Annotated in this window: 22 protein-coding genes; 18 read left to right on the top strand and 4 right to left on the bottom strand. The window is 52.3% G+C overall.

The genetic code is table 11. The annotated features are described in order from the left end of the window. Nucleotides 1-138: 138 nt before the first annotated feature. The 3 genes from B3007_RS15575 to B3007_RS15565 all read right to left on the bottom strand — a co-directional run bounded on the left by B3007_RS15575 (nucleotide 139) and on the right by B3007_RS15565 (nucleotide 3,421). Nucleotides 139-468, bottom strand: coding sequence for a hypothetical protein (locus tag B3007_RS15575; protein WP_068434966.1), 330 nt, complete (start codon nucleotides 466-468; stop codon nucleotides 139-141). Between the two features lie 227 nt (nucleotides 469-695). Next, complete coding sequence (locus tag B3007_RS15570) at nucleotides 696-1,601, bottom strand: TIGR01777 family oxidoreductase (protein ID WP_301377715.1); 906 nt, start codon at nucleotides 1,599-1,601, stop codon at nucleotides 696-698. Between the two features lie 50 nt (nucleotides 1,602-1,651). Continuing rightward, a complete protein-coding gene (locus B3007_RS15565; protein WP_301377714.1) occupies nucleotides 1,652-3,421 on the bottom strand; it encodes an acyl-CoA dehydrogenase C-terminal domain-containing protein in 1,770 nt (589 codons plus the stop codon). Between the two features lie 193 nt (nucleotides 3,422-3,614). Between B3007_RS15565 and B3007_RS15560 the strand changes: the two genes are divergently transcribed. The 16 genes from B3007_RS15560 (at nucleotide 3,615) to B3007_RS15485 (ending at nucleotide 19,303) form a co-directional block, all read left to right on the top strand. Continuing rightward, nucleotides 3,615-4,601: an NAD(P)/FAD-dependent oxidoreductase gene (locus B3007_RS15560; protein WP_301377712.1), complete on the top strand. Its 987-nt coding sequence runs from the start codon at nucleotides 3,615-3,617 to the stop codon at nucleotides 4,599-4,601. After that, nucleotides 4,598-5,008: a sirohydrochlorin chelatase gene (locus B3007_RS15555; protein WP_301377710.1), complete on the top strand. Its 411-nt coding sequence runs from the start codon at nucleotides 4,598-4,600 to the stop codon at nucleotides 5,006-5,008. Before B3007_RS15560 ends, B3007_RS15555 begins: the two co-directional genes overlap by 4 nt. Before the next feature lie 176 nt (nucleotides 5,009-5,184). Next, nucleotides 5,185-6,156 carry a YbgA family protein gene (locus B3007_RS15550; RefSeq protein WP_301377709.1) on the top strand — a complete coding sequence of 324 codons (972 nt, stop codon included), beginning with the start codon at nucleotides 5,185-5,187 and terminating at the stop codon, nucleotides 6,154-6,156. Beyond that, nucleotides 6,153-7,010 carry a MerR family transcriptional regulator gene (locus B3007_RS15545; RefSeq protein ID WP_297531301.1) on the top strand — a complete coding sequence of 286 codons (858 nt, stop codon included), beginning with the start codon at nucleotides 6,153-6,155 and terminating at the stop codon, nucleotides 7,008-7,010. The genes B3007_RS15550 and B3007_RS15545 overlap by 4 nt, the downstream gene beginning before the upstream one ends. Continuing rightward, the gene (gene phrB / locus B3007_RS15540; protein WP_301377707.1) at nucleotides 7,007-8,428 is read left to right on the top strand and encodes a deoxyribodipyrimidine photo-lyase; all 1,422 of its coding nucleotides are present in this window, start codon (nucleotides 7,007-7,009) and stop codon (nucleotides 8,426-8,428) included. Before B3007_RS15545 ends, phrB begins: the two co-directional genes overlap by 4 nt. A gap of 24 nt (nucleotides 8,429-8,452) precedes the next feature. Continuing rightward, a complete protein-coding gene (locus B3007_RS15535; RefSeq protein ID WP_301377705.1) occupies nucleotides 8,453-9,415 on the top strand; it encodes an acyl-CoA desaturase in 963 nt (320 codons plus the stop codon). Next, on the top strand, nucleotides 9,381-9,878 hold the full coding sequence (locus B3007_RS15530; protein WP_301377704.1) for a nuclear transport factor 2 family protein: 498 nt from the start codon (nucleotides 9,381-9,383) through the stop codon (nucleotides 9,876-9,878). The genes B3007_RS15535 and B3007_RS15530 overlap by 35 nt, the downstream gene beginning before the upstream one ends. After that, nucleotides 9,875-10,696, top strand: coding sequence for an SDR family NAD(P)-dependent oxidoreductase (locus tag B3007_RS15525; RefSeq protein WP_301377703.1), 822 nt, complete (start codon nucleotides 9,875-9,877; stop codon nucleotides 10,694-10,696). The genes B3007_RS15530 and B3007_RS15525 overlap by 4 nt, the downstream gene beginning before the upstream one ends. After that, the gene (locus B3007_RS15520; RefSeq protein WP_301377701.1) at nucleotides 10,693-11,955 is read left to right on the top strand and encodes an NAD(P)/FAD-dependent oxidoreductase; all 1,263 of its coding nucleotides are present in this window, start codon (nucleotides 10,693-10,695) and stop codon (nucleotides 11,953-11,955) included. Before B3007_RS15525 ends, B3007_RS15520 begins: the two co-directional genes overlap by 4 nt. After that, nucleotides 11,952-12,854 carry a DUF1365 domain-containing protein gene (locus tag B3007_RS15515; protein ID WP_301377699.1) on the top strand — a complete coding sequence of 301 codons (903 nt, stop codon included), beginning with the start codon at nucleotides 11,952-11,954 and terminating at the stop codon, nucleotides 12,852-12,854. The genes B3007_RS15520 and B3007_RS15515 overlap by 4 nt, the downstream gene beginning before the upstream one ends. After that, nucleotides 12,851-14,101, top strand: coding sequence for an SAM-dependent methyltransferase (locus B3007_RS15510; protein WP_301377697.1), 1,251 nt, complete (start codon nucleotides 12,851-12,853; stop codon nucleotides 14,099-14,101). The genes B3007_RS15515 and B3007_RS15510 overlap by 4 nt, the downstream gene beginning before the upstream one ends. Beyond that, nucleotides 14,101-14,628 carry a DUF2878 domain-containing protein gene (locus B3007_RS15505; RefSeq protein WP_301377695.1) on the top strand — a complete coding sequence of 176 codons (528 nt, stop codon included), beginning with the start codon at nucleotides 14,101-14,103 and terminating at the stop codon, nucleotides 14,626-14,628. The genes B3007_RS15510 and B3007_RS15505 overlap by 1 nt, the downstream gene beginning before the upstream one ends. Then, nucleotides 14,621-15,319 (top strand): hypothetical protein, encoded by a 699-nt coding sequence (locus tag B3007_RS15500; protein WP_301377694.1) that lies wholly within the window; start codon nucleotides 14,621-14,623, stop codon nucleotides 15,317-15,319. Before B3007_RS15505 ends, B3007_RS15500 begins: the two co-directional genes overlap by 8 nt. A gap of 23 nt (nucleotides 15,320-15,342) precedes the next feature. Beyond that, nucleotides 15,343-17,367, top strand: a complete 2,025-nt coding sequence (locus B3007_RS15495; protein WP_301377693.1) for a TonB-dependent receptor plug domain-containing protein — start codon at nucleotides 15,343-15,345, stop codon at nucleotides 17,365-17,367. A gap of 106 nt (nucleotides 17,368-17,473) precedes the next feature. Beyond that, entirely contained in the window at nucleotides 17,474-18,415 is a 942-nt protein-coding gene (locus tag B3007_RS15490; protein ID WP_068434414.1) for a LysR family transcriptional regulator, read from the top strand. Nucleotides 18,416-18,433: 18 nt separating this feature from the next. After that, nucleotides 18,434-19,303 carry a class I SAM-dependent methyltransferase gene (locus tag B3007_RS15485; RefSeq protein WP_301377690.1) on the top strand — a complete coding sequence of 290 codons (870 nt, stop codon included), beginning with the start codon at nucleotides 18,434-18,436 and terminating at the stop codon, nucleotides 19,301-19,303. A gap of 14 nt (nucleotides 19,304-19,317) precedes the next feature. On the opposite strand, the gene B3007_RS15480 is transcribed toward B3007_RS15485, so the two are convergent. Then, nucleotides 19,318-19,935 (bottom strand): histidine phosphatase family protein, encoded by a 618-nt coding sequence (locus B3007_RS15480; RefSeq protein WP_301377688.1) that lies wholly within the window; start codon nucleotides 19,933-19,935, stop codon nucleotides 19,318-19,320. Between the two features lie 92 nt (nucleotides 19,936-20,027). On the opposite strand from B3007_RS15480, the gene B3007_RS15475 reads away from it, so the two are divergent. Further along, nucleotides 20,028-20,369 carry a PilZ domain-containing protein gene (locus B3007_RS15475; RefSeq protein ID WP_301377686.1) on the top strand — a complete coding sequence of 114 codons (342 nt, stop codon included), beginning with the start codon at nucleotides 20,028-20,030 and terminating at the stop codon, nucleotides 20,367-20,369. Between the two features lie 45 nt (nucleotides 20,370-20,414). After that, nucleotides 20,415-21,332 (top strand): ROK family protein, encoded by a 918-nt coding sequence (locus tag B3007_RS15470; RefSeq protein WP_301377684.1) that lies wholly within the window; start codon nucleotides 20,415-20,417, stop codon nucleotides 21,330-21,332. Nucleotides 21,333-21,485: the final 153 nt, after the last annotated feature.

The raw sequence follows: 21,485 nt of genomic DNA, 5'->3' as shown, positions 1-21,485 counted from the left end.
CTTGGTTTTTCTGGTGTGTGGTAACAACAGAATAACACTCGGAGTCAGGCTTTTTCATTTCCTGTCCCAAAACTGTGGGACAGCAGTGGCCGGAGGGCTGCTTTCTGGTGCTGCGGCATGGCCAACTTAACCCCGGCATCATGCCATTGGGGTGATGTTCTTTACGTTCTTCGCGGTGAAGTAAGCGAACCCACCGTCGATATCCCCCACCTCGACCCGATTAGGCGCCAGAGGTGAGCTTTTAATCGCTGCAATATACAGCCCCTTGCTCGCGACGAGGTTCTTGTCGACGTCGTTAAAGTGGGGCTGAGAGAATGCAAACGTCTTACGTTCACAACCTCGTTCTAATGTGAGAATCAGCTGAGCATCTGCAAGATCCGATGCACGTGAAAAGTTTACGTAACTCACCTGATAACTCTGATCGAATTCAAAAAGGTACTGATCGAGTGTCTGACGGCTGATGCTCATGATGCTTATTACCTGTAGCAGTTCTGTCTGTGTACAGTCTTAGGTTTAGCTGGCGCTGAGCGCCTTTTCCATCGCGGATAACAGAAAACTACACGAAACTTCCGGGTGTCATTTTTCCGTGTTTTCAACATGAATGAAGAGAACAAATGGGAAAGTAAAGGTAGGAATGCTACCAATGACAGGTGTCAAATATCCGTTCTGATTCACACCCTGTTACGCGGCTGAGATTACCACTCCGCCGCGATGACCTCTAATGCCTGACTTAAATTGGGGTACTGAAAGGTAAATCCACTGGTTAACAGTGCCGTTGGTAAGACTTTTTGCCCCTGCAACAACAACTCAGACATTTCACCGAACACCATGCCCGCTGCAAAGGCTGGCATGGGAAATAGCGTCGGGCGATGCAAGGCGTTGCCGAGCGTGCGAGTGAATTCGCGATTGGTCGCGGGATATGGAGCCGTCATATTCACTGCACCACTCAAAGAATGCTTAGTGATGAAATCCAGTGCACGGATGTAGTCATCCCTGTGAATCCAGGAGATCACCTGATCACCGGACCCGATAACACCGCCCAACCCCAGACTGAAGGGCAACCACATCCTTTTCAGCATGCCGCCGTGCTGACCGAGCACGATGCCTGTGCGTAACCAAACGATCCGTTCAGCAATTTCCTGCAAAGGCTCGACGGCCTGCTCCCAGTCGATGCAGAGATTGGCTGAGAACCCGGTACCAGGCGCAGATGACTCGTTAAACGACGGTGTGGAGCCCGGAACGCTGCCGTAGTAACCAACCGCAGAACCGGACAACACCAACTCGAAATGTTGCCCGGAAGACTTCGCCCAGCGCACGAGGCTTTCGGTTAAGGTCACACGGCTGGCCCTCAGCTCAGCTTTGCGTGAATCACTCCAGCGCTTATCGGCAATGCCCTCCCCGGCAAGATTAACAACCCAGTCGATTTTGTCAGTCACCTCAGAGAAGTCTTTAACAAAATTAACTTCATTGCCGAGCAGTCTTGCACCTCTGGCCGGGTTACGGGTCAGAACGGTAATTCTGTGTCCGTACGATAGCCAGTGGGGTACCAGCTTTGAACCAATAAACCCGGTGCCGCCTGTGATCAGGATGTGTTTGCTCATGGCTGTATCCTCCTGGCCGCAGTGGCCACCTGGTTTACCGTTTCCGCCAATCAGAATTGATCAGCGGTCATGCCCATCAGACTGTCTTTACCCGTTTCGATTTCAGCCAGCAATGACAAAGTCTGCGGTAGTAGCTTATGCATGTAGAAAGCAGCAGTCTCTTTCTTAGCGCCATAGAAATCGGTCTCGGTCGACCCGTCTGCCAGTGCCTGCTCTGCGGTTGCCACCATACGGCTCCAGAAATAAGCAATCGCCGTGAGTGCAAACAGGCGCAGGTATGGCGTTGCAGCAGAGCCTGCCTGCTCGCGGTCACCCATACCGTTCTGCATCAGCCACATTGTTGCTTTCTGCAGGCGACCCGTTGCTGCTTTCAGCTCTTCACCGAAAGGTACACCCCCTTCTGTCTTAATGTAGCTATCCAGCATAGCGAAGAAGCTCTTCACTGCACGGCCACCGGCATGACCCAGCTTACGGCCTACAAGGTCGAGTGCCTGAATACCATTGGTGCCCTCGTAGATACGGGTAATGCGCGAATCACGCACGAACTGCTCTACCGGCCAATCCTGAGTAAAACCAGAGCCACCCATGAGCTGAAGACCGTCGTTTGCGCAGAAGAAGCCCTCGTCAGTCAGGAATGCCTTAACGATAGGTGTGAGCAGCTGCACCATATCATCGGCCTGCTGGCGCTCTTCCTCAGTCGCTGCTTTGTGTGCAATATCGAGCTGCATCGACGTGAAATAGGCCAGTGCACGGCCACCCTCGATGGTTGCTTTCTGACGCAGCAACATGCGACGCACATCCGGATGAACGATAATCGGGTCAGCCGCTTTCTCGGGCGCCTGTGGGCCAGCTAACGAGCGCGATTGCAGACGCTCTTTGGCGAAATCACGAGACACCTGATAAGCCGCTTCAGCAATGCCAAGTCCCTGCAGACCAACCATCAGGCGCGCACTGTTCATCATCACGAACATCGCCTGCAGGCCTTTGTGTGGCTCGCCGATCAGCCAACCTTTAGCATCTTCAAAGTTCATCACACAGGTAGCCGATGCTTTGATACCCATCTTATGCTCAAGACCACCGCAGAACGCCGGGTTACGTGAACCGTCATCCAGGAATTTAGGCACCAGGAACAAAGAAATACCTTTAGACCCACCCGGAGCATCGGGCAATTTCGCCAGCACCAGATGCACTATGTTATCCACGAGGTCGTGCTCGCCGCCGGTGATCCAGATTTTGTTGCCTGTGATGGAATAAGAACCATCCGCTTGCGGTTCAGCTTTGGTACGAATCAGACCAAGGTCAGTACCGCACTGAGGCTCAGTCAGACACATGGTGCCCGACCATTCGCCGCTGATCAGCTTCGGCAGGTACTTTTCTTTAAGCTCGTCTGAACCATAAGATGTCAGGGCATTAACGGCGCCGTGAGTCAGGCCCGGATACATGCCCAAAGATAGGTTGGCAGAGCACACCATCTCTTCAGCCAGAGTATTCAGTGTGTGTGGTAGGCCCTGGCCGCCGTACTCTACCGGGCCGGCAAGCGCTGTCCAACCAGCTTCAGCGAACTGGCGATAAGCATCGGGGAAGCCCTCTGGGGTTTTGACCGCTTTGGTTTCGGTATCGTAGTGGCAGCCCTCGCGATCACCAGACGTATTCAGCGGAGCTAACACGTTCTCAGCCAGTTTGGCCCCCTCAGTCAGCATCGCATCCATAATTTCTCGCGTTGCATCCTCGCATCCCGGAAGTTCAGGCAAGACAGTGTCGCCGTTCAGTACCTCGTAGAGTACAAACTGCATTTCACGGAGTGGAGCACGATAAGTCATGGTATTTCCTCAATATTCAATAGTTATACGTCAGTTATACACAATAGAATAAATTTGTACAACAGATAAAATACCGCCACAATAACCGAGTGCTTAACCCAGATTGCTTTGTACAACTTACGAGCTGCGGGTTAAGAGCTGCGGGGTTACACCTTCAGATCACAGATTAAATGGGCTACCCAGGATCAGAGTTATGAAGAAGATCGCCATTATAGGCGCAGGCGTTGCTGGACTGACCGCACTCCAGGCACTGAAGCAGCAAGACTGCTCCGTGACTGTTTTTGACAAGTCGAGAGGTTCAGGCGGCCGTCTCTCGAGCAAAAAATCCGGAGCATCCAGTTGGGACATGGGCGCTCAGTTCATGCGCGCGCACACTAAAGAGTTTAAGGCTCAGCTGAAGGCGTGGGAAACCGACGGCTGGATCGCACACTGGGATGTTACTCCCTGGTCTATCAACGGTACGCAAAGAACGGCCTCGCCGGATGATGTTGACCGCTATGTCGGCATGCCCCGTATGACGGGTCTCAGCCGGAAGCTGCTAGAATCGGCGGATGATTTCATCACGCAAACACGCATTGTCGAGTCCCGGTTTAATAGCGACCAACTCAACTGGTCACTGGTCGCTGAAGATGGTTCAGAATTTGGACTGTTCGATGAGCTCATTATCAACACGCCACCACAACAGGCCCTGCCACTCCTGCCAGCAGAATCACCGCTCATTGAGCAGGTAGACAGTATTCATATGCTGCCTTGCTGGACACTCCTGTACGGATTCGACGAACCACTGGCTTGTGCTTTCGATGCTGCCTTTGTGAAGTCAGGTCCTATTTCATGGATAGCCAGAAACAACAGCAAACCCGGGCGCGACGCCCGCGAGGCCTGGGTTATTCAAGCAAATCATGAATGGAGCGAACGTAAAAAAGATGCTCCACGCGAGGAAGTTCAGAAAGAACTGGAAGAAGCCTTCGCTATCGCGACAGGCTGCACTGTAACTCCTACGGATATCTGGCTACATCGCTGGCTATATTCATTACCCAGCAATGCGCCGGGGCTTGGCGCCCTGCGTGACGAACGACATAATCTCACGTTATGTGGCGACTGGTGTCACAAACCTTCTGTCGAAGGCGCTTGGCTGAGCGGTCGCGCCGCCGCAAACATTCTCACGGGAAACAAATCATGACGGACTCTAGAACCGCCACTCTGTTACTGGCTCATGGCAGTAGCGACGCTAACTGGCTCGCGCCTTTCTCTAACCTTCTGGCGAATATACGCAAAGGCCTGCAAGGTGAACGGGTAGAGCTTTCTTACATGGAGCTCGCAGAACCCTCCATGGAAGGACAGATCATCAAGCTTGCTGAAGAAGGCTTCGGCCACATTGATATCATGCCGTTATTTTTCGCTGCCGGACGCCACCTTAGAAAGGACGTGCCCGGCCAGATCGAAGCTCTGCAGACCACCCTCACCGAACAAGGACTGAAGGTCACCATTGAGCTGCACCCTCCCGTTGGTCTGGAGCCAGAAGTGACAGATGCTCTGCGTAACATCGTAATAAGGCAGGTCAACTCAGATCCGGCCTCTTCTGAATGATCCTCTACCTGTAATTGCGTATATGTTGCAGCGCTATAGCGCTGCAATACACCACGCCGCTGACCTCTCTGCAGTTCAAGTTATACAAAAAATAGATTTCCTGTACAATTTTTATTGACTTGTACAAGAAACCCAGCGCAGAATGAACTTATACAAATAACTCCCAGGAGTTGTACATGGTTTATTCATCCGACGATAAAATCCCTGTAGGCATCAGTGCCTGCCTCACTGGTCAAGCTGTGCGCTTTAATGGTAGCCACAAGCGATCACGCTTCTGCACCGACGTTCTCAGCGAATACTTCAACCTCCGCCCGATGTGCCCTGAAGTGGCGATCGGCATGGGCACGCCTCGCGAGCCTATTCGTCTGGTCAGTGACACGCCTGCAGACGAGAGTGTCCGGGCTGTGGGCGTTGACTCACCTGACATCGATGTCACTGACGACCTCCGTTCGGAGGCCGTGAAGGTCAGCGATCTCAATCAAGATCTCTGCGGCTTTATATTTATGCAGAAGAGTCCGAGCTGCGGGTTGTTCGGTGTAAAGCGCTACCTGAAAAATGGTCACCCTGAAGGTAAAGCGTCAGGTATTTTTGCCAGCGAGTTTGCGCGCTTGAATCCACTTCTGCCAATCGAGGAAGCTGGGCGCTTAAACGATGCAGCGTTACGTGAGAACTTTATGGTCCGCGTGTTCACCTATCGCGATTGGCAGCTGTTCACACAAACGACGGTTACCCCCGCGCGACTGATCGATTTCCACTCTCGGTATAAGTACCTGATTATGGCGCACAGCACCGTTCTGTATAAGGATGCGGGCCGTCTGCTCAGTGATTTATCCGGTGATATTAATCAGATTGCCGACGAGTACTTCGCGCTCCTGATGACGGCTCTCGCCAAGCCCGCCAGTCGCAAAACGCACACCAATACACTGATGCACTTGCAGGGGTATCTGAAAAATCTCATCAGTGCAGCAGATAAAGAAGAGCTGGCGCGGATTATTCTGGAATACCGTCGCGGGATTATTCCTCTCGTCGTCCCGCTTACTTTGCTGAAGCATCATCTGAACCACCACCAGGAAGCGAACGCCTACGCACGGCAGCAGGTTTATCTGAATCCGCATCCTTATGAACTGGGTTTGAGGAACACGCTGTGAATATTGCAGAGTGTGTGGGCTACCCAATACGTGAGTTTGCACGCCTGACCGGGGTCAACCCAGTCACCCTCAGGGCATGGGAGCGCCGCTACGGCATCATTCAGCCTTTGCGGACGGCTAAAGGTCACCGCTATTACACCGACGATCATGTCACTCAGGTGAAGTCGATCCTGTACTGGCTTGATCAGGGTTACCCAATTCGTCAGGTAAAGCTATTACTCAACGAGCCGCCGGCCCATCCATCGTCGCCATCTGATGAGTGGGACGACATTAAAAAACGGCAGCTGGCCGCTGCCCGTGATCTTAATTCCCGGGCGCTGGATGATGAATGGAGTAACGGTCTGGCAAGTTATCCGATGGCCGTTTATTACGAACGCTGTCTAGTCCCTGTTATTACTGAACTTCAACAAGACAGCAACGGCACTCTGATCCTCAACGCCTATACCCATTTGCTGCAGCGCAAACTCGCACAACTGATACAGCTCCAACAAAAGCATGCGGAAGGCCCGGGGCTGCTTATGTGCACTAACCACGAACAGGCAGAACTCCATCTTCTTGCCGCATCTTATGCCCTGGGAGCCGCCGGATTCCGACTTGAGTACTTTGGCGTGAATCTGAATCCGGATGACATACGTATAGTGTCAGACATGCTGGATTTCTCCTGGGTGTGGGCACACGTTCACCCGACGGGTCATGACGAACAGGCTTTATGGCAAAGCCTTTCAGAGAAATGCCGGATTCCGGTTTACTTTTCGGGCGCCATCCCCGACGACACAGACGAAGCACAGGCACTGCAACAACCCATGAGTAAGCAGATACAGACATTCATCCAACACGCCGGAGGCCGCTCATGACCCGCCTCATGTGGTTCAGAACCGACTTACGTGTGCTCGACAATCCGGCACTGATGCACAGCCGCCGAGATGACGAGGAAGCAACGCTGGCTATTTACTTTGCGACAGAAAAGCAGTGGCAGCAGCACGATCTGGGAGATCGCAGAACGAACCTGATGAAACAGGCTGCCTGTAACCTCCGGGAATCGCTTGATGGACTTGGAATCCCTTTACTCATCCTGAACAAAGAAACGTTCAAGGACAGCAGCGAAGCACTGCTGGAGATAATGGAGCGTTTTGATATCTCAGAGCTCAACTACAACCTCGAGTACGAGATAAATGAGCGCCATCGGGATATAGAGCTAGGCCAGTGGTGCAAAGCGAATGATGTGCAGGTCAATAAATTCCACGATCAGTGCATCGTCCCGCCGGGTGATCTGAAAACCCAGAATGATGATCCATATCGTGTGTATTCGCCTTTCCGCAAAGCCTGGCTGCGCCTGAAGAAAGACTACATGGAATCACCTTCGGCCGCTCCGTCGCAGCAGGACATGCGCACCATTTCGCATGACATACGCGATTACTGGGCGGAGAAAAGCTGGACGCCGGACTACAACAATGACGCTCTCTGGGACCCAAGTGAAGACGCCGCACACGAACAACTCAAAGAGTTTCTGGATAAAGATGGCCTTCAGTATCACGAACAGCGCGATATTCCAGAATTAGATGCGACCAGTCGCCTTTCTTTTTATCTTGCCCTTGGGGTGCTATCGCCACGTCAGTGTATTTACACCGCCTGGCAACAGAACGGGTGTTTACTCAGTGGTGGAGAAACTGGCCTGGACAATTGGATTAATGAACTCGTCTGGCGTGAATTCTACCGTCACCTGATCGTGGCCTATCCTGAACTATGCAAGCACCGTGCTTTCCGCCCGGATTACGAGAATATTCCATGGAGAGACAGCGCTGGAGATTTCGAGCGCTGGTGCAAAGGTGAGACGGGCTACCCTATCGTGGATGCAGCGATGAAGCAGCTGCTGGATCAGGGCTGGATGCACAACCGTCTACGTATGGTGACAGCAATGTTCCTGACTAAGCACCTGCTGATTGACTGGCACAGAGGCGAGAAATTTTTCAGCCAGCATCTGGTCGACGCTGATCTTGCTTCAAACAACGGTGGCTGGCAGTGGAGTGCGTCAACAGGCGCAGACGGTGCACCTTACTTCCGCATATTCAATCCTGTGACGCAATCTGAACGGTTTGATGAACAAGGGCACTTTATTGCCCGCTACCTGCCAGAACTGAACAGTCTGTCGCCCAAAGCCCGACACTTTCCGGATGAAAAGGCCCGGAAAGCCAGTGGTTATCCTGAGGCAATCGTAGAGCACAAAGCAGCGCGGCAACGCGCGCTGGACACATTCAAAAGCATGGAGAACTGAGGCAAACGCCCGGTGAAAACAGGTATGACGAGCATTCGCAAAAAATCCTGGTTACTGAACATCGCCCGCTGGTTCGATTCCTACGCAGGCAGCGATGCGCCCATGACCAGTACGCAATTTAACTGGGTTCGGGTCATTCCGTTTCTGATCCTTCACCTGGCTTGTTTTGCTGCATTCTGGACTGGCGTGAGCACCGTCGCTCTGGTGACCTGCCTCGGCCTGTTCTGGCTGAGGATGTTTGCTATTACGGCGTTTTATCATCGCTACTTTGCCCATCGCAGCTACAAAACAAACCGCTTCTGGCAGTTTATATTTGCTTTGCTCGGCAATATGTCAGCACAGCGCGGGCCACTCTGGTGGGCAGCACATCATCGTGCGCACCATCAGCACTCGGATACGGAAGAAGACCTGCACTCGCCTGTTCAGCGCGGGTTCTGGTGGAGTCACATGGGTTGGTTCACCTGCGATGCAAGCTTCAAAACTCAATTGCATAGAATCAAAGATTTCGCGCGCTTCCCTGAGCTTAAATTTCTCGACCGCTATGACGGCTTCGCGCCATTACTGCTGATCGTGATTCTATATGTCTCAGGAGAGCTGATGGCGGCCTTCGCTCCCGGCCTCAATACCAATGGCGCCCAGATGGTCGTCTGGGGCTTTGTTATCTCCACCGTCATTCTTTTTCACTCGACAGTGACCATTAATTCGCTCGGCCATATCTGGGGCTCTCGTCGCTTCAAGACCAAAGACGACAGCCGCAATAACGGTGTCCTCGCCTTGCTGACGTTGGGCGAAGGCTGGCACAACAACCACCACCGCTGGGCAGTATCGGCCCGCCAGGGATTCTACTGGTGGGAGATCGATATCACCTACATGATACTCAAAGCAATGAGTTGGGTCGGGATCGTTCACAGCCTCAATCCTGTTCCTGCTCATGTTCTGAAGGAGGGGCGTAATGGACAACAAGCGCATTCCAGCCACAACGAGTAAGACAGCAGGGGCACATACAACAGACTCCCGGCTAGCTGCTTTTTACAAGCTCTATAACACACTCGGCCCAGAAACCGCGGGGACACAGAAGCTACGGCGTTGCCTGGCGGAGGTCTACCACCCGGATATCATTTTCAGTGACCCGATGCACCGCATACTGGGCATTGATGCGCTGGAAAAATACTTTGAAGGCCTGTACGAAAATATCACGTACATCGATTTTCAGTTTCACAAAGCCTGGGTCGACTCTGATGAAGGCTCAGTGCACTGGACGATGCGTTATCGTCACCCACGACTGAAAGCCGGCAAACACGATATTAAGGTCGATGGCGTCTCTCTGCTGCGCTGGAAAGATAACCTGGTGATCCAGCATCAGGACATTTTCGACGCAGGCAGCCTGCTTTACGAACATCTGCCAGTGCTCGGCTGGCTAATCCACAAACTGAAGGAGCGCATGGCATGACACAGGCACCTCCACTCAGTCAGCAGGTGATATGGCTGACAGGCGCATCCTCGGGTATCGGAGAAGCGTTGACGGATGAACTCGCACCGCGTTGCAAAGCGCTTTTCATCAGCGCCCGCTCTGAAGAAAAGCTGCGCCCTCTGGCGGCAAAGCATTCCAATGTGACCGTTATTACCGCTGATATCACAGACGAAAGCAGCCTTCATGAAGCAGCGTCTACCATTGAAAAAGCGCATGGGCATCTGGACACCCTGATCGCAAATGCTGGGACTTGCGAATACGTCGACGTCACTGATTTTGATACGCAATTGTTTCGACGGGTTTTTGAAACCAATGTGATGGGACTGGTCAACACCACCGCTGCCGCTTTACCACTGCTTCAGAAAAGCCAACGAGGCTATCTGGTCGGCGTTGGTAGCAGCGTCTCTATGCTTGCCATGCCACGCGCACAAGCTTATGGCGCGAGCAAAGCAGCAGTCGCACATTTTCTGGAAAGTATGAAAGCCGATCTCAAGGCCATGGATATCGACGTGTCTCTGGTCAGCCCGGGCTTCGTCAAAACACCACTGACAGACGCAAACGACTTTCCTATGCCAATGCGCATCAGCGCTGAGCAAGCAGCAGAAGAGATCGTAAAAGGCGTTGAGAAGCGCCAATGGCACATACACTTTCCGAAAGGGTTTACCCGTATTCTTTGGTTTATCGGGCAATTGCCCGCTTTTCTTCGCCACAGGATCACGGCTCAGATGTCCCGTACTGATGAAGCGCTGCTGCAACAGGGAAAACGACAGATAAAACAACAGGAATCTGATTCATGAATAAACGCGTCGCAATCATTGGTTCAGGTATCGCAGGATTAACCTGTGCCTGGTTATTAAGAGAGAAGTACGATGTCTCTCTTTATGAAGCAAATGACTATGCCGGTGGTCATACTCAAACGACAGACGTTGAGGTTAACGGCACCAGCTGGCCAGTAAACACCGGGTTTATCGTATACAACGACTGGACGTACCCGAACTTTATCCGCCTTATGGATTTGCTCGGTGTTAAAAGTGAAGAGTCGGACATGAGTTTCAGCGTAAAGTGCGAGCAGTCAGGGCTTGAGTACAATGGCCATACCCTTAATACATTGTTCGCTCAACGCAGAAATATTTTAAAGCCTTCATTCTGGGGCATGATCCGCGACATTCTGAAATTCAATAAAGAAACCCGGGAAGAGCTCGCTAATAACAGAGTCGATCAGTCTGAAACGCTCGGCGGTTACCTGCAGCGGAAAGGCTACGGCGAAGCTTTCAGAACAAAATACATCATTCCTATGGGGGCCGCAGTCTGGTCAGCCAGTGAAGAAATGATGATGCAATTCCCGGTCTATTTTTTCCTTCGCTTTTTCAATAACCATGGCATGTTGAGTGTTGATGAACGCCCGCAGTGGCGGGTCATTTCGAACGGCTCGCGCAGTTATGTGACACGCATACTCGAAGATCTGCCCGAAGATCAGGTTCATCTGAATACGCCAATTGACGGCGTCAGCCGCTCTGCAGACGGTGTCATCGTCAGCAGTCACCGGGGGCATGAGCACTTTGATGAGGTGATTTTTGCCTGCCACAGTGATCAGGCACTGGGAATGCTGAAAGACGCGACCAGCGATGAGAAGGATATTCTCGGTGCTATTCCCTACAAGATGAACGATGTCGTTCTGCACACAGATAAAACCATTCTGCCCCAGCGTCGATTGGCATGGGCCTCCTGGAATTATCATATTGGAGAGGAAAGTCAGGATTCGGTCGCCGTCACCTACTACATGAATCGCTTACAGAATTTCGATGACGCACCGGTCGATTTTTGTGTCACGCTGAATAAAACAGAAGCGATTGATCCCGATAAAATTATTCGACAGTTCCGCTACGCACATCCGGTGTTTACTCTCGAGGGTATGGCCGCACAACACAGACATAGTGAAATCAGCGGCAAAAATCACTCTCATTTTTGTGGCGCTTACTGGTTTAACGGTTTCCACGAGGACGGTGTGAAAAGTGCTCTGCGTGTGACGGAAGCGTTGGGAGTTCCTCTGCCATGAGCATGACCCAGAGTGCAATATTTACCGGCACAGTTCGTCACAGGCGTTTTCATCCAGTTAAACACGCCCTGAATTACCGCGCTTTTATGGTGTGGCTGAATCTGGATGAGGCGGACGATGTGCTCCACCGCTCTGCACTCTGGGGGCAATCCCGCTTTTCTCTTGCGCGCTTTCGTCGCGAGGACTACTTTTCACTGCCTGACCTACCACATCAATCAACAGCGGATAACCTTAAGCTGCACGTCTGTGAAGCCTTCCGGCGCGAAACAGGTATGGAGCCGGAGCAGATCTGTATGATGACCAATCTGCGCTATTTCGGTTATCTGATTAACCCAGTGACCTTCTATTACGCCTACGATGCTGATGGCAAACATCTGGGTATTCTTTCTGAGATTACCAATACTCCATGGGATGAGCGGTTTCACTACACACTGCTCAGCCAGCAGGCGGCCAGTCATGCAACCGCCACGCATGCCACCCCGGAAGAGAAATTTCGCGGAATAAAGCCAGAACATACTCAACAACATGCAGATGGCCACCAGCGCCATCGTTATCGGTTCAATAAAGTTTTTCATGTATCGCCATTTAATCCGCTGGATATGACGTATATCTGGAGCATGCCAGAAGTGACGGACGACTGCCTGATTCATATGCAGACGATGAATCAGGGCAGGCTCGACTTCGATGCCACGATGACTATAAACAGACAGCCCATGACATCGAAAACGATGCGCAGAACCTTGCTTCAGTACCCCTTTATGACCATGAAGGTGGTTTGGGGAATTTACAGCAATGCGTTGCGTCTCTGGCTGAAGAAAAGCCCTTTTTACGATCACCCTGAAAATGATCCCGAGCAGGACCATAAAAAATCTATCGCCCCACGACAGGAGCACTTATGAAAACACTGACAGTGACCGCCGAAAATATGCCCTGGATTGATCGTTTCTGCCGTAATGGGCTGATCGATACGCTTCAGAAACTTCACACTGGATCTCTGGAAATTGTCGAGGGTGATAACACGTTGCAGTTCGGTAAAGCCGGATCAGACATGCACTCACGCATCGAGATTCTGGACAGCGAGGCCTACCGCAGCATTGCACTGAACGGCAGCGTCGGCGCTGGTGAATCCTACATGACCGGTGACTGGACCTGCTCAGATCTCCCGATGCTGATCCGGATTCTGTCCCGTAATAAAGACGTCGTTGATCAGATAGACAGTGGCTTGGCGAACCTGGGTAAGTTTGCCCTTAAATGGCTGCACTCACTCAACCGCAACACTGAAAAAGGTTCACGACGCAATATCGCGGCACACTATGATCTCGGCAACGATATGTTTGAACTCTTCCTTGATCCGACCATGATGTATTCCAGTGGTATATTCCCGAGTGCAGATGCCACTATGGAAGAAGCGTCAGTGTATAAACTGGACCGTATCTGCAAAAAGCTCGACCTGCAGCCAACAGATCACCTGGTGGAAATTGGTACCGGCTGGGGAAGCATGGCCATCCACGCGGCGAAACATTACGGCTGTAAGGTAACCACAACGACTATTTCCGAACAGCAATACGCCTGGGCCGAGAAGAAGGTCAAAGCGGAAGGCCTGGAAGACAAAATTACCCTACTCAAAAAAGACTACCGTGCACTCGAAGGTGAATACGACAAGCTTGTTTCTATCGAGATGATTGAAGCCGTGGGCTGGGAATATCTGGATACCTACACAGCGACTATAAGCCGACTTCTGAAGCCTGAAGGTATCGCCCTGATTCAGGCGATCACAATTGAAGATCAACGTTACGAGCAAGCGAAAAAAGACGTCGATTTTATTAAGCGTTACATCTTCCCTGGCAGTTTTATTCCTTGTGTGACCGCTATTCAGAATTCATTCACACAGTGTACCGATATGAAAATGGCACACATGGAGGATATTACGCCCCACTATGCCCGCACACTTGATGCCTGGAGAAAGCGCTTCCTCGCCAACAAGAAAGCCATCATGGCTAAGGGATATGGCGAAGACTTTATTCGCCTCTGGGATTTCTACTTCGCGTACTGTGAGGGAGGGTTCGCTGAGCGGGTTATTGGTGATGTGCATCTGATGTTCGCCAAACCACTCAATCGCAGTGAACCGGTACTTGGTAACCTCTGATGTCTGCGTCTCAGCTGAAGATCATTAATGCCGTGGCGTTCCAGCTTTGCTGGTTTGCGTGTGTACTGGGAGGCAGCCTGTGGGCGCTCCCTGCTGTACTGGCATTTATGATCTGGCACCGACAGATCGCGACCAGAGCAGAATGGCTGTTTATCTCGATACTCAGTCTCTGTGGTATTGCTTTGGACACAGTCTGGTATCAACTCGGGATCTTCAGCTTTGATAACTACTCCATGCCGGTTATTCCAGCCTGGCTCGCGCTGCTATGGCTCGCCTTTGCTTCGACGCTATTCCATTCGCTATACGTAATCTTCTCCAGAATCTGGCTCATTGTGCCTCTGGCTGCGATATCCGCCCCGATCAGCTACTACGCAGGTCAGGAGTTCGGAGCCATCGTCCTTGGCAGCAACGCCCTTTGGGTCATTTCAGCGTCCTGGGGCAGCCTGATGCTGATTGCCTCACTTGCACATTCGCATCAGTTTCCTTCAGAAATATCATCCACGACTCAGAGGAAAAGCCGTGATTAAGTATCTTACGACGGCCTTATTAGTTTCTTTATCCAGCCTGCTGACCGCGGAAGAATCGGTTCTATCTTACCGAGGTGATGCATTCAGTCTGGAGGGCGGCGAACTTCTTTATACGGAATATCACGAGTTAACCACTAAAGACGGCCGGCCTGTTGCCCGTGAGACCCGCTATCAGACACCAAACACTGAAGAGTTCGCACAAAAACAGAATCAATACGGTGAAAATCCGGCCACACCCAACTTTAACCTCAACGACACACGCTATGACTACTCTGAAGAGGTAACCTACAGCAATGGTAAGTGGCGTGTCAGTTACAGTGAACCTGATGAGTCAGATAAAGGGACACTCGGGTCACCAGATTACACTCCGGTCATTGATGCAGGCTTCGATGAGTTTGTACGCTCGGAGTGGCCAAAGTTGCTGGAGGACAAAACCGTCCGGTTTTCGTTCGCGGTACCTTCAAGGCTGGAGTGGGTTAATTTCCGTCTGATTCCTCTGCAGCGTGAAGAGGGAAAGCTCACAGTCGAAATGCGGTTGAGCTCCAGGCTCCTGTCCTGGCTTCTTGAGCCAGTTGAGCTGACTTATGATGAAAAAACTCAGCGACTCCTGACCTACCGTGGCCTTACGAATATCAGAGATAAGGACGGCGAGGGCATCAAAGCTGAAATCCGATACACTTACCCGGATTAAACGACGACTAAAAGGAAAGGAAGATGCGTCCGTTTGCAGTTCCACTGATCATTGCCATCAGCGCTCAGGCCGTACAGCTTCACGCAGAGGTCACGCTGGATAAAGTGACCACCACCGGAGAGGAAGTCGAATCTCCGCGACCTACCACAGAAAAATTATTAAAAATCCCGGGCGCCGGTAATGATCCGCTCAGAGCTTTGGAGGCGCTTCCGGGTGTCGTCTTTGGCAATGGACGCGAAGCCGCACCCGCCGTGCGCGGATCATCGCCCGACGATAACGCCTACTACCTCGATTTTCTGCCAGTCGGTTATCTCTTTCATAACGACGGCTCAAGCATCGTCAATGACGCTCTGGTCGAAGGTTTTGAGCTCTACCCTGCGGCCTTTGGCCCGGAATTTAATAATGCCACCGGCGCAGTGATCACCGCAGATTCCCGCTCGCCCTATTTTGACGACCAGCAGACCATCGTCGACTTAAGCTTGTTACGCGCTGGGGTTCTGTTTGATGTTCCCGTCAATGAATCCAATGCCGCATTTCTGAGCGCTCGCATGAGCCTGTTTCAGTACTATCTCGAAAACCTGGTCGATGACGAGGATTTCGAATTCACTACGGTGCCTGAATTTTACGACTATCAGGGCGCATGGGAATACCGACCGGATTCCGTGTCTGCGCTTCGTTTCCAGGCCATTGGTGCCCGGGATAAAGCCGGCTTCGATTTCCCCGAAGACTCTGATTTTGTTCAGCAGGACCCCGCACTCAGCGGTGGGCTGGAGGCCGAACAATACTTTAATAGTCAGGGCGTTGTTTACGAGCGCTTTTTTTCTTCGGGTCTGAGCATGAAAACCGGTATATCTCAACTTGAGGAGAGCTTCGAGTTCAGTATCGGGCAAGGCAATTTTATTGATGCCAAAAGCAATCGTTACGGTCTGCGCTCGCAGTTTATTTATCCGGTTTCCCTTTCTCATGAACTTCAGTTCGGTGCTGAATATTCGGAACAGAACATCAACTACAAAGGTCGCTTTTCCGCACCACCCTGTGATGAGTTCTCCAGCGATTGCCGTCTTGTTACGGCGACGGAGGAATTAACGGGCTCCGGAAATTTTGTAATACGCGAATTCAACGCCAATCTGGCTGACCAGTGGAACATTCTTCCCTGGTGGCAGCTGACCCCCGGCGTGCTCGCCTCCTATAATGAATTTACCGAAAACACGTACGCAGAGCCGCGACTGGAAAGCCGCATTCAGGTTGCACTGCCACTGACATGGACGCTTGGCTTTGGCGAGTACCATGCTTTGTCGGGCAACCCCGGGCAGTACACGCCGGAATTCGGAAACCCAGACATCAACGAAACCCGTTCGACACACTACGAAACAGGCCTCGAGTATCAGATCAGAGGCGGCCTCAACCTGACGTCCGAACTCTACTACAAAGACATTACAGACATTGTCGTGTCACGCGCCCCGCAAAATAACTACCCCGGCCTGACGACTGAGGAATATAACGCTCTGCCGCGCTATACCAATGACGGCAGTGGCGAGTCCTGGGGAGTGGAAACTCTCCTCAACGCGGACTACAGCGACCGCTGGTATGGCTGGGTCTCTCTCACTCTCTCACGCACTGAGCGGAGTAATGACATCACCGATGAGAACTTCCGCTACTCCTACGATAAACCCATCGTAATAAACGCCGTCGGCAATTATCGCTGGAATGACCGCTGGACCTTCGGCCTGAAGTGGCGCTACGAGAGCGGACAACTCGTGACTCCACTTGAGGGCGTTGAAGAAGACGATGACACCCCCGGCCTGTTCAATCCGATTTATGGCGACCCATTCTCAGAGCGGCTTCCGGCTTACCACCGCCTCGACTTCAGAGCAGACCGTGCCTACCAGTTCAGTCGCTGGAGTATGGACCTCTACTTTGAGGTGATTAACCTTTATGCCCGGGAAAACGTCGTAGGCTACCGTTACCTGAATGCCGACTACAGCGAGCGTGAGGAGGTCAACGACCTGCCTCCGATTGCTTCCTTTGGTGTTCGTATGGTCTTCTGAGCATGCAAATTGGATACAAAATGCAGTCAATTGTCTCATATATCTTTTCAATTGCTGTTTTTATGGCCATACTGTCCAAAGCTAAAACTCAAGGAACACTCAGCCCATGCAGATAGGTAAACGCGAAGAATTCGACCTTAACGAAATGGCTATCTTCGTTCATGTTGTGGAGGCGGGCAGTTTTACTGGCGCTGCGCGCCACCTGGGTCTACCCAAGTCGACTGTCAGCCGCAAGATTACTCAACTCGAAGAACGTCTCGGTGTACGCCTGATTCAGCGCACAACGCGGAGTCTGCGGCTTACTGACACAGGTAATGCTTATTACAACCAGTGCGCACGCATCCTGGGCGAAATTGAAGAAGCCAACATCGCGGTCACGCGTATGCAGAGCACGCCAACGGGCACTCTTCGTATTACGGCGCCTGTTCTGTTCGGCTCAACTGTACTTTCCGGACTAATTGCAGATTACTGTGACCAGCATCCTCAGGTGACTGTGGATATGGTGCTCAGCGACCAGAAGCTCGATCTGGTTCAGGACGGTATTGATGTTGCCTTCCGGGTCGGTACCCTCGAAGACTCTTCGCTGATTGGCAGACACCTTGGTGATGTGCGTTCAATTCTTTGTGTCAGCAGTGATTATGTGAAGAAGCACGGCGAACCTAAACACCCGGATACACTGGGTGAGCACGAGCTGATGACGCTTTCACAATGGCCGAGCTGGCAGCTCTGTGGGCCGTCTGGCCAGACGCACAGTCACAACGTACATGCCCGTATTCAGGTGAATGACTTTGCCAGCCTGTACACCCTGGCACTGTCGGGTGCAGGCATTGCTCCGCTGCCGACTTTAATTGCAGCGCCAGCAATTCGCGCAGGCTCACTCGTTCAGGTATTACCTGAATGGCCTTTCGAAGCCAGCCCGATTCATGCACTCTATCCAAGCAACCGCCACCTTTCTGCGAAGGTGCGCAGTTTCGTAGAATTCGTTATTGAATCCGTCCGCCCTACCCCACCGTGGGAAGTCGGACACGACATTGCACGCTCCGAATAGTAATTACGAGGTTCAGGGATGAAAACTGTTCTGCTGAGTAAGACCGCAACCATCATCACAGCCGCCCTGCTGGCGGCGTGCTCACCAGAGGCTACCGAGACGGAAGAGGCCGACAAGGCGAAGGTACTGACCAAGCAGACCACGACTTCTGCCGATACCGATGCAAAACCTAAGGTTGCGCCGACGCGCTCCGCCGCAGATCTCGCTCGGGATCAGTACAGACACCCTGCTGAAACCCTAATGTTCTTTGAGGTTGAGCCTTCTCACACCGTTGTTGAGTTATGGCCGGGTGGCGGCTGGTATACGGCCATACTGGCACCGTATCTTAAACAGAACGGTCAGTTGATTGCAGCGCATTTCCCGGCTGACAGTGAAATCAGTTTTTTCCAGAAAAGCCGTGCCGCATTTAATAAGCGCTTCCTGCTGCAACCTGAGCTTTATGGCAATATTTATGTCACTGAACTGGCGCCGCCGCAGAAGCTTACAATTGCCCAAGCCGGAGAAGCAGATCGTGTGCTGACGTTCCGTAACGTGCATAACTGGATGCGTAACCGCCAGGAACAGGCGGTTTTCGATGAAGCCTACCGGGTGTTGAAACAAGGTGGAATTTTAGGGGTTGTCGAGCACCGCGCTCCAGACTCATTTTCCCGCGAAGAGATGGTAGAAACCGGATATGTCACTGAATCCTATGTGACTCAACTCGCGATTAACGCAGGTTTTGTTCCAGATGGTCATTCTGAAATCAACGCCAATCCGAAGGACACCCGGAATCATGCTCATGGCGTATGGTCTTTGCCGCCGACATTACGGGGTGGCGACATTAACCGGGCTGAATTTCTCGCCATTGGCGAAAGCGATCGTATGACGCTTAAGTTCAGAAAACCCTGAACCGAAAAGCAGGCTCATAGCTCGACGCCGTCCATGCCGATCATGGTCACCCAATGTTTGTTGTCGTGGTCGGTGTCCACGCGCAAGCGCAACATACCTGCGTATGGAATGCCAAGCCGGTTCATCGCTTCCGGTGCCAGAGACAAGAGGTGCTGAGCCAGTACCCGCATCACACCACCGTGCGTCACGATCAATATTTGCTGGCCAGCATGTTGTTCAAGAACATGTTGCCATCCTTCCAGTACCCGCGATTGCAACTTGCCTACAGGCTCCCCTCCCGGGGCGCAGAAGTTCATCGGGTCTTCCCAGAGTTGGCGGACATGGGTCTGCTCAGCTGACATGATCTCTTTAATGGGAACATTCTCCCACGCTCCATAATCAATCTCAGCCCAGCGCTCATCGATGTGCAAAGTTAAACCGGATTGCCCAGCGACCCGCTCTGCGCTTTCACTGCAGCGACTCAACGGAGAGGACACCACGCGCTGCCAGTCACCGGGATTTCGCTCCAGCCTTTGCTGAAACTGACGACGGCCGTTGTCTGTCAGGCGGTGATCGGTGCGGCCACGAAATACCTCGCCACCCTCGGGCTCACCGTGACGAATAACGTCAAGGAACGTGACTATACTGCTCATTCTTTATCGGGCTCCGGCGAAGACGCTGTCAGTGTCTAGACTTATGACCACATGGTAACAAATTTACCCGAATCATCTTCAGGAGTATGAACATGAGCGCGCAATCATTTGCAGAAATGCGTATGGAGCCACGCTGGCAACTGAAAAGCACCGTCAGCGTGTTCCGCAAAGGAGGCAGCGACTGCCTCGGGTTACTGGTCAACTGGTCAAAGAGTGGCTTAATGATATCCAGCTACCAGGCGTTAAAAGAAGGCGAGACGCTTGATGTCGACCTGGTCGACATCCTTCAGGACAACGAACGTCGTACCGCGCCCTGCCGCATTGAGATCGCCTGGAGTAGAGAACTGAACCCCAGTCTTTACGGCAGCGGCTGTCGTCTGGTCGAAGGGTCCGCAATGTTCGACGCAATGATGCAGGACTATTGCGACGACTGAGCAGCATCGTACACTGTCCTGACATTCTCACTCGACAGGACAGCCATGCTGCAGTTTGGCATAGATCTCGGTGGTACCAAGACAGAAATCATCGCTTTAGATCCGAGCGGTAAAGAACTCCTGCGCCGCCGTAAACCTACCCCCCGCGATTGCTACGATGCAATCCTTAACAACATCCTGAGCCTGGTGAATGATGCTGCATCTGAACTTGCTCAACCCTACACTCTTGGGCTGGGTATCCCCGGCGCGCTTTCGTATCAGACTGGACTGGTAAAGAATGCCAATACCACCTGCTTGATTGGCAAAGATCTCAAAGGCGATTTAGAACGCGCCCTTGAGCAGCCTGTCGTTATCGCCAACGATGCCGATTGCCTGGCCCTGTCGGAAGCTACCGATGGCGCAGGTGCCGGCTTCCCTACTGTATTTGCTGTGATTGTGGGTACTGGATGCGGCGGAGGCTGGGTTGTCAGAGGCAGCCTGGTATCCGGGCCAAATGCGATTTCTGGAGAATGGGGGCACAACCCTCTCCCGTGGCGCGAAGATTCAGATGCGGTGCTGAACTGCTACTGCGGTTTATCCGGCTGTCAGGAGACAATCCTCTCGGGCACCGGCATTCGCTTACAGGCCAGAGAAGAAACCGGTAAAGACCAACCTGCAGAAGTCTGGGTGGCAGCCGCAGAAGCTGGTGACGAAGAAGCTAAGGGCGTGTTGTTCAGACATCATCGACGGCTGGCGAAAGCACTCGCCGCCGTAATTAACCTGATGGACCCTCACGTTATCGTGCTTGGTGGTGGCGTCTCGAACATTGCCAGTGTTTACGACGTGGTACCGCAGCTCTGGCAGGAGTGGGTATTCTCTGATTCGGTGGTCACACCGTTGAGAAAATCGGTTCATGGCGACTCCAGCGGAGTACGCGGTGCCGCCTGGCTGGGCGCTCAGGCGGTACAATCAAGTACAGGCTAACCGGCTAAGCGGCTGTTAACAGGCCGTTGAAACACGTTTTCGAGGCAGTCAGTGCAAGGCAAAAACAGGCGAAAAGCGGAGTTTATAAGTCATAAATGAGCATTATGAGCCTGTTTTTAACGAAGCAATGACAACGCAGATAGTTTTTCAGCA

Source organism: Thalassolituus sp. UBA675 (genome assembly GCF_002297765.1).
Taxonomy (GTDB): Bacteria; Pseudomonadota; Gammaproteobacteria; order Pseudomonadales; family Oceanobacteraceae; genus Thalassolituus.
Note: the sequence above shows the minus strand (reverse complement) of the source record. Positions and strands in the feature narration are given on the sequence as shown.

Bases quoted from the DNA above. Each gene is read 5' to 3' on its own strand.
- B3007_RS15575 (WP_068434966.1), bottom strand. From the start codon at position 468: ATGAGCATCAGCCGTCAGACACTCGATCAGTACCTTTTTGAATTCGAT.
- B3007_RS15570 (WP_301377715.1), bottom strand. From the start codon at position 1,601: ATGAGCAAACACATCCTGATCACAGGCGGCACCGGGTTTATTGGTTCA.
- B3007_RS15565 (WP_301377714.1), bottom strand. From the start codon at position 3,421: ATGACTTATCGTGCTCCACTCCGTGAAATGCAGTTTGTACTCTACGAG.
- B3007_RS15560 (WP_301377712.1), top strand. From the start codon at position 3,615: ATGAAGAAGATCGCCATTATAGGCGCAGGCGTTGCTGGACTGACCGCA.
- B3007_RS15555 (WP_301377710.1), top strand. From the start codon at position 4,598: ATGACGGACTCTAGAACCGCCACTCTGTTACTGGCTCATGGCAGTAGC.
- B3007_RS15550 (WP_301377709.1), top strand. From the start codon at position 5,185: ATGGTTTATTCATCCGACGATAAAATCCCTGTAGGCATCAGTGCCTGC.
- phrB (WP_301377707.1), top strand. From the start codon at position 7,007: ATGACCCGCCTCATGTGGTTCAGAACCGACTTACGTGTGCTCGACAAT.
- B3007_RS15535 (WP_301377705.1), top strand. From the start codon at position 8,453: ATGACGAGCATTCGCAAAAAATCCTGGTTACTGAACATCGCCCGCTGG.
- B3007_RS15530 (WP_301377704.1), top strand. From the start codon at position 9,381: ATGGACAACAAGCGCATTCCAGCCACAACGAGTAAGACAGCAGGGGCA.
- B3007_RS15525 (WP_301377703.1), top strand. From the start codon at position 9,875: ATGACACAGGCACCTCCACTCAGTCAGCAGGTGATATGGCTGACAGGC.
- B3007_RS15520 (WP_301377701.1), top strand. From the start codon at position 10,693: ATGAATAAACGCGTCGCAATCATTGGTTCAGGTATCGCAGGATTAACC.
- B3007_RS15515 (WP_301377699.1), top strand. From the start codon at position 11,952: ATGAGCATGACCCAGAGTGCAATATTTACCGGCACAGTTCGTCACAGG.
- B3007_RS15510 (WP_301377697.1), top strand. From the start codon at position 12,851: ATGAAAACACTGACAGTGACCGCCGAAAATATGCCCTGGATTGATCGT.
- B3007_RS15505 (WP_301377695.1), top strand. From the start codon at position 14,101: ATGTCTGCGTCTCAGCTGAAGATCATTAATGCCGTGGCGTTCCAGCTT.
- B3007_RS15495 (WP_301377693.1), top strand. From the start codon at position 15,343: ATGCGTCCGTTTGCAGTTCCACTGATCATTGCCATCAGCGCTCAGGCC.
- B3007_RS15490 (WP_068434414.1), top strand. From the start codon at position 17,474: ATGCAGATAGGTAAACGCGAAGAATTCGACCTTAACGAAATGGCTATC.
- B3007_RS15485 (WP_301377690.1), top strand. From the start codon at position 18,434: ATGAAAACTGTTCTGCTGAGTAAGACCGCAACCATCATCACAGCCGCC.
- B3007_RS15480 (WP_301377688.1), bottom strand. From the start codon at position 19,935: ATGAGCAGTATAGTCACGTTCCTTGACGTTATTCGTCACGGTGAGCCC.
- B3007_RS15475 (WP_301377686.1), top strand. From the start codon at position 20,028: ATGAGCGCGCAATCATTTGCAGAAATGCGTATGGAGCCACGCTGGCAA.
- B3007_RS15470 (WP_301377684.1), top strand. From the start codon at position 20,415: ATGCTGCAGTTTGGCATAGATCTCGGTGGTACCAAGACAGAAATCATC.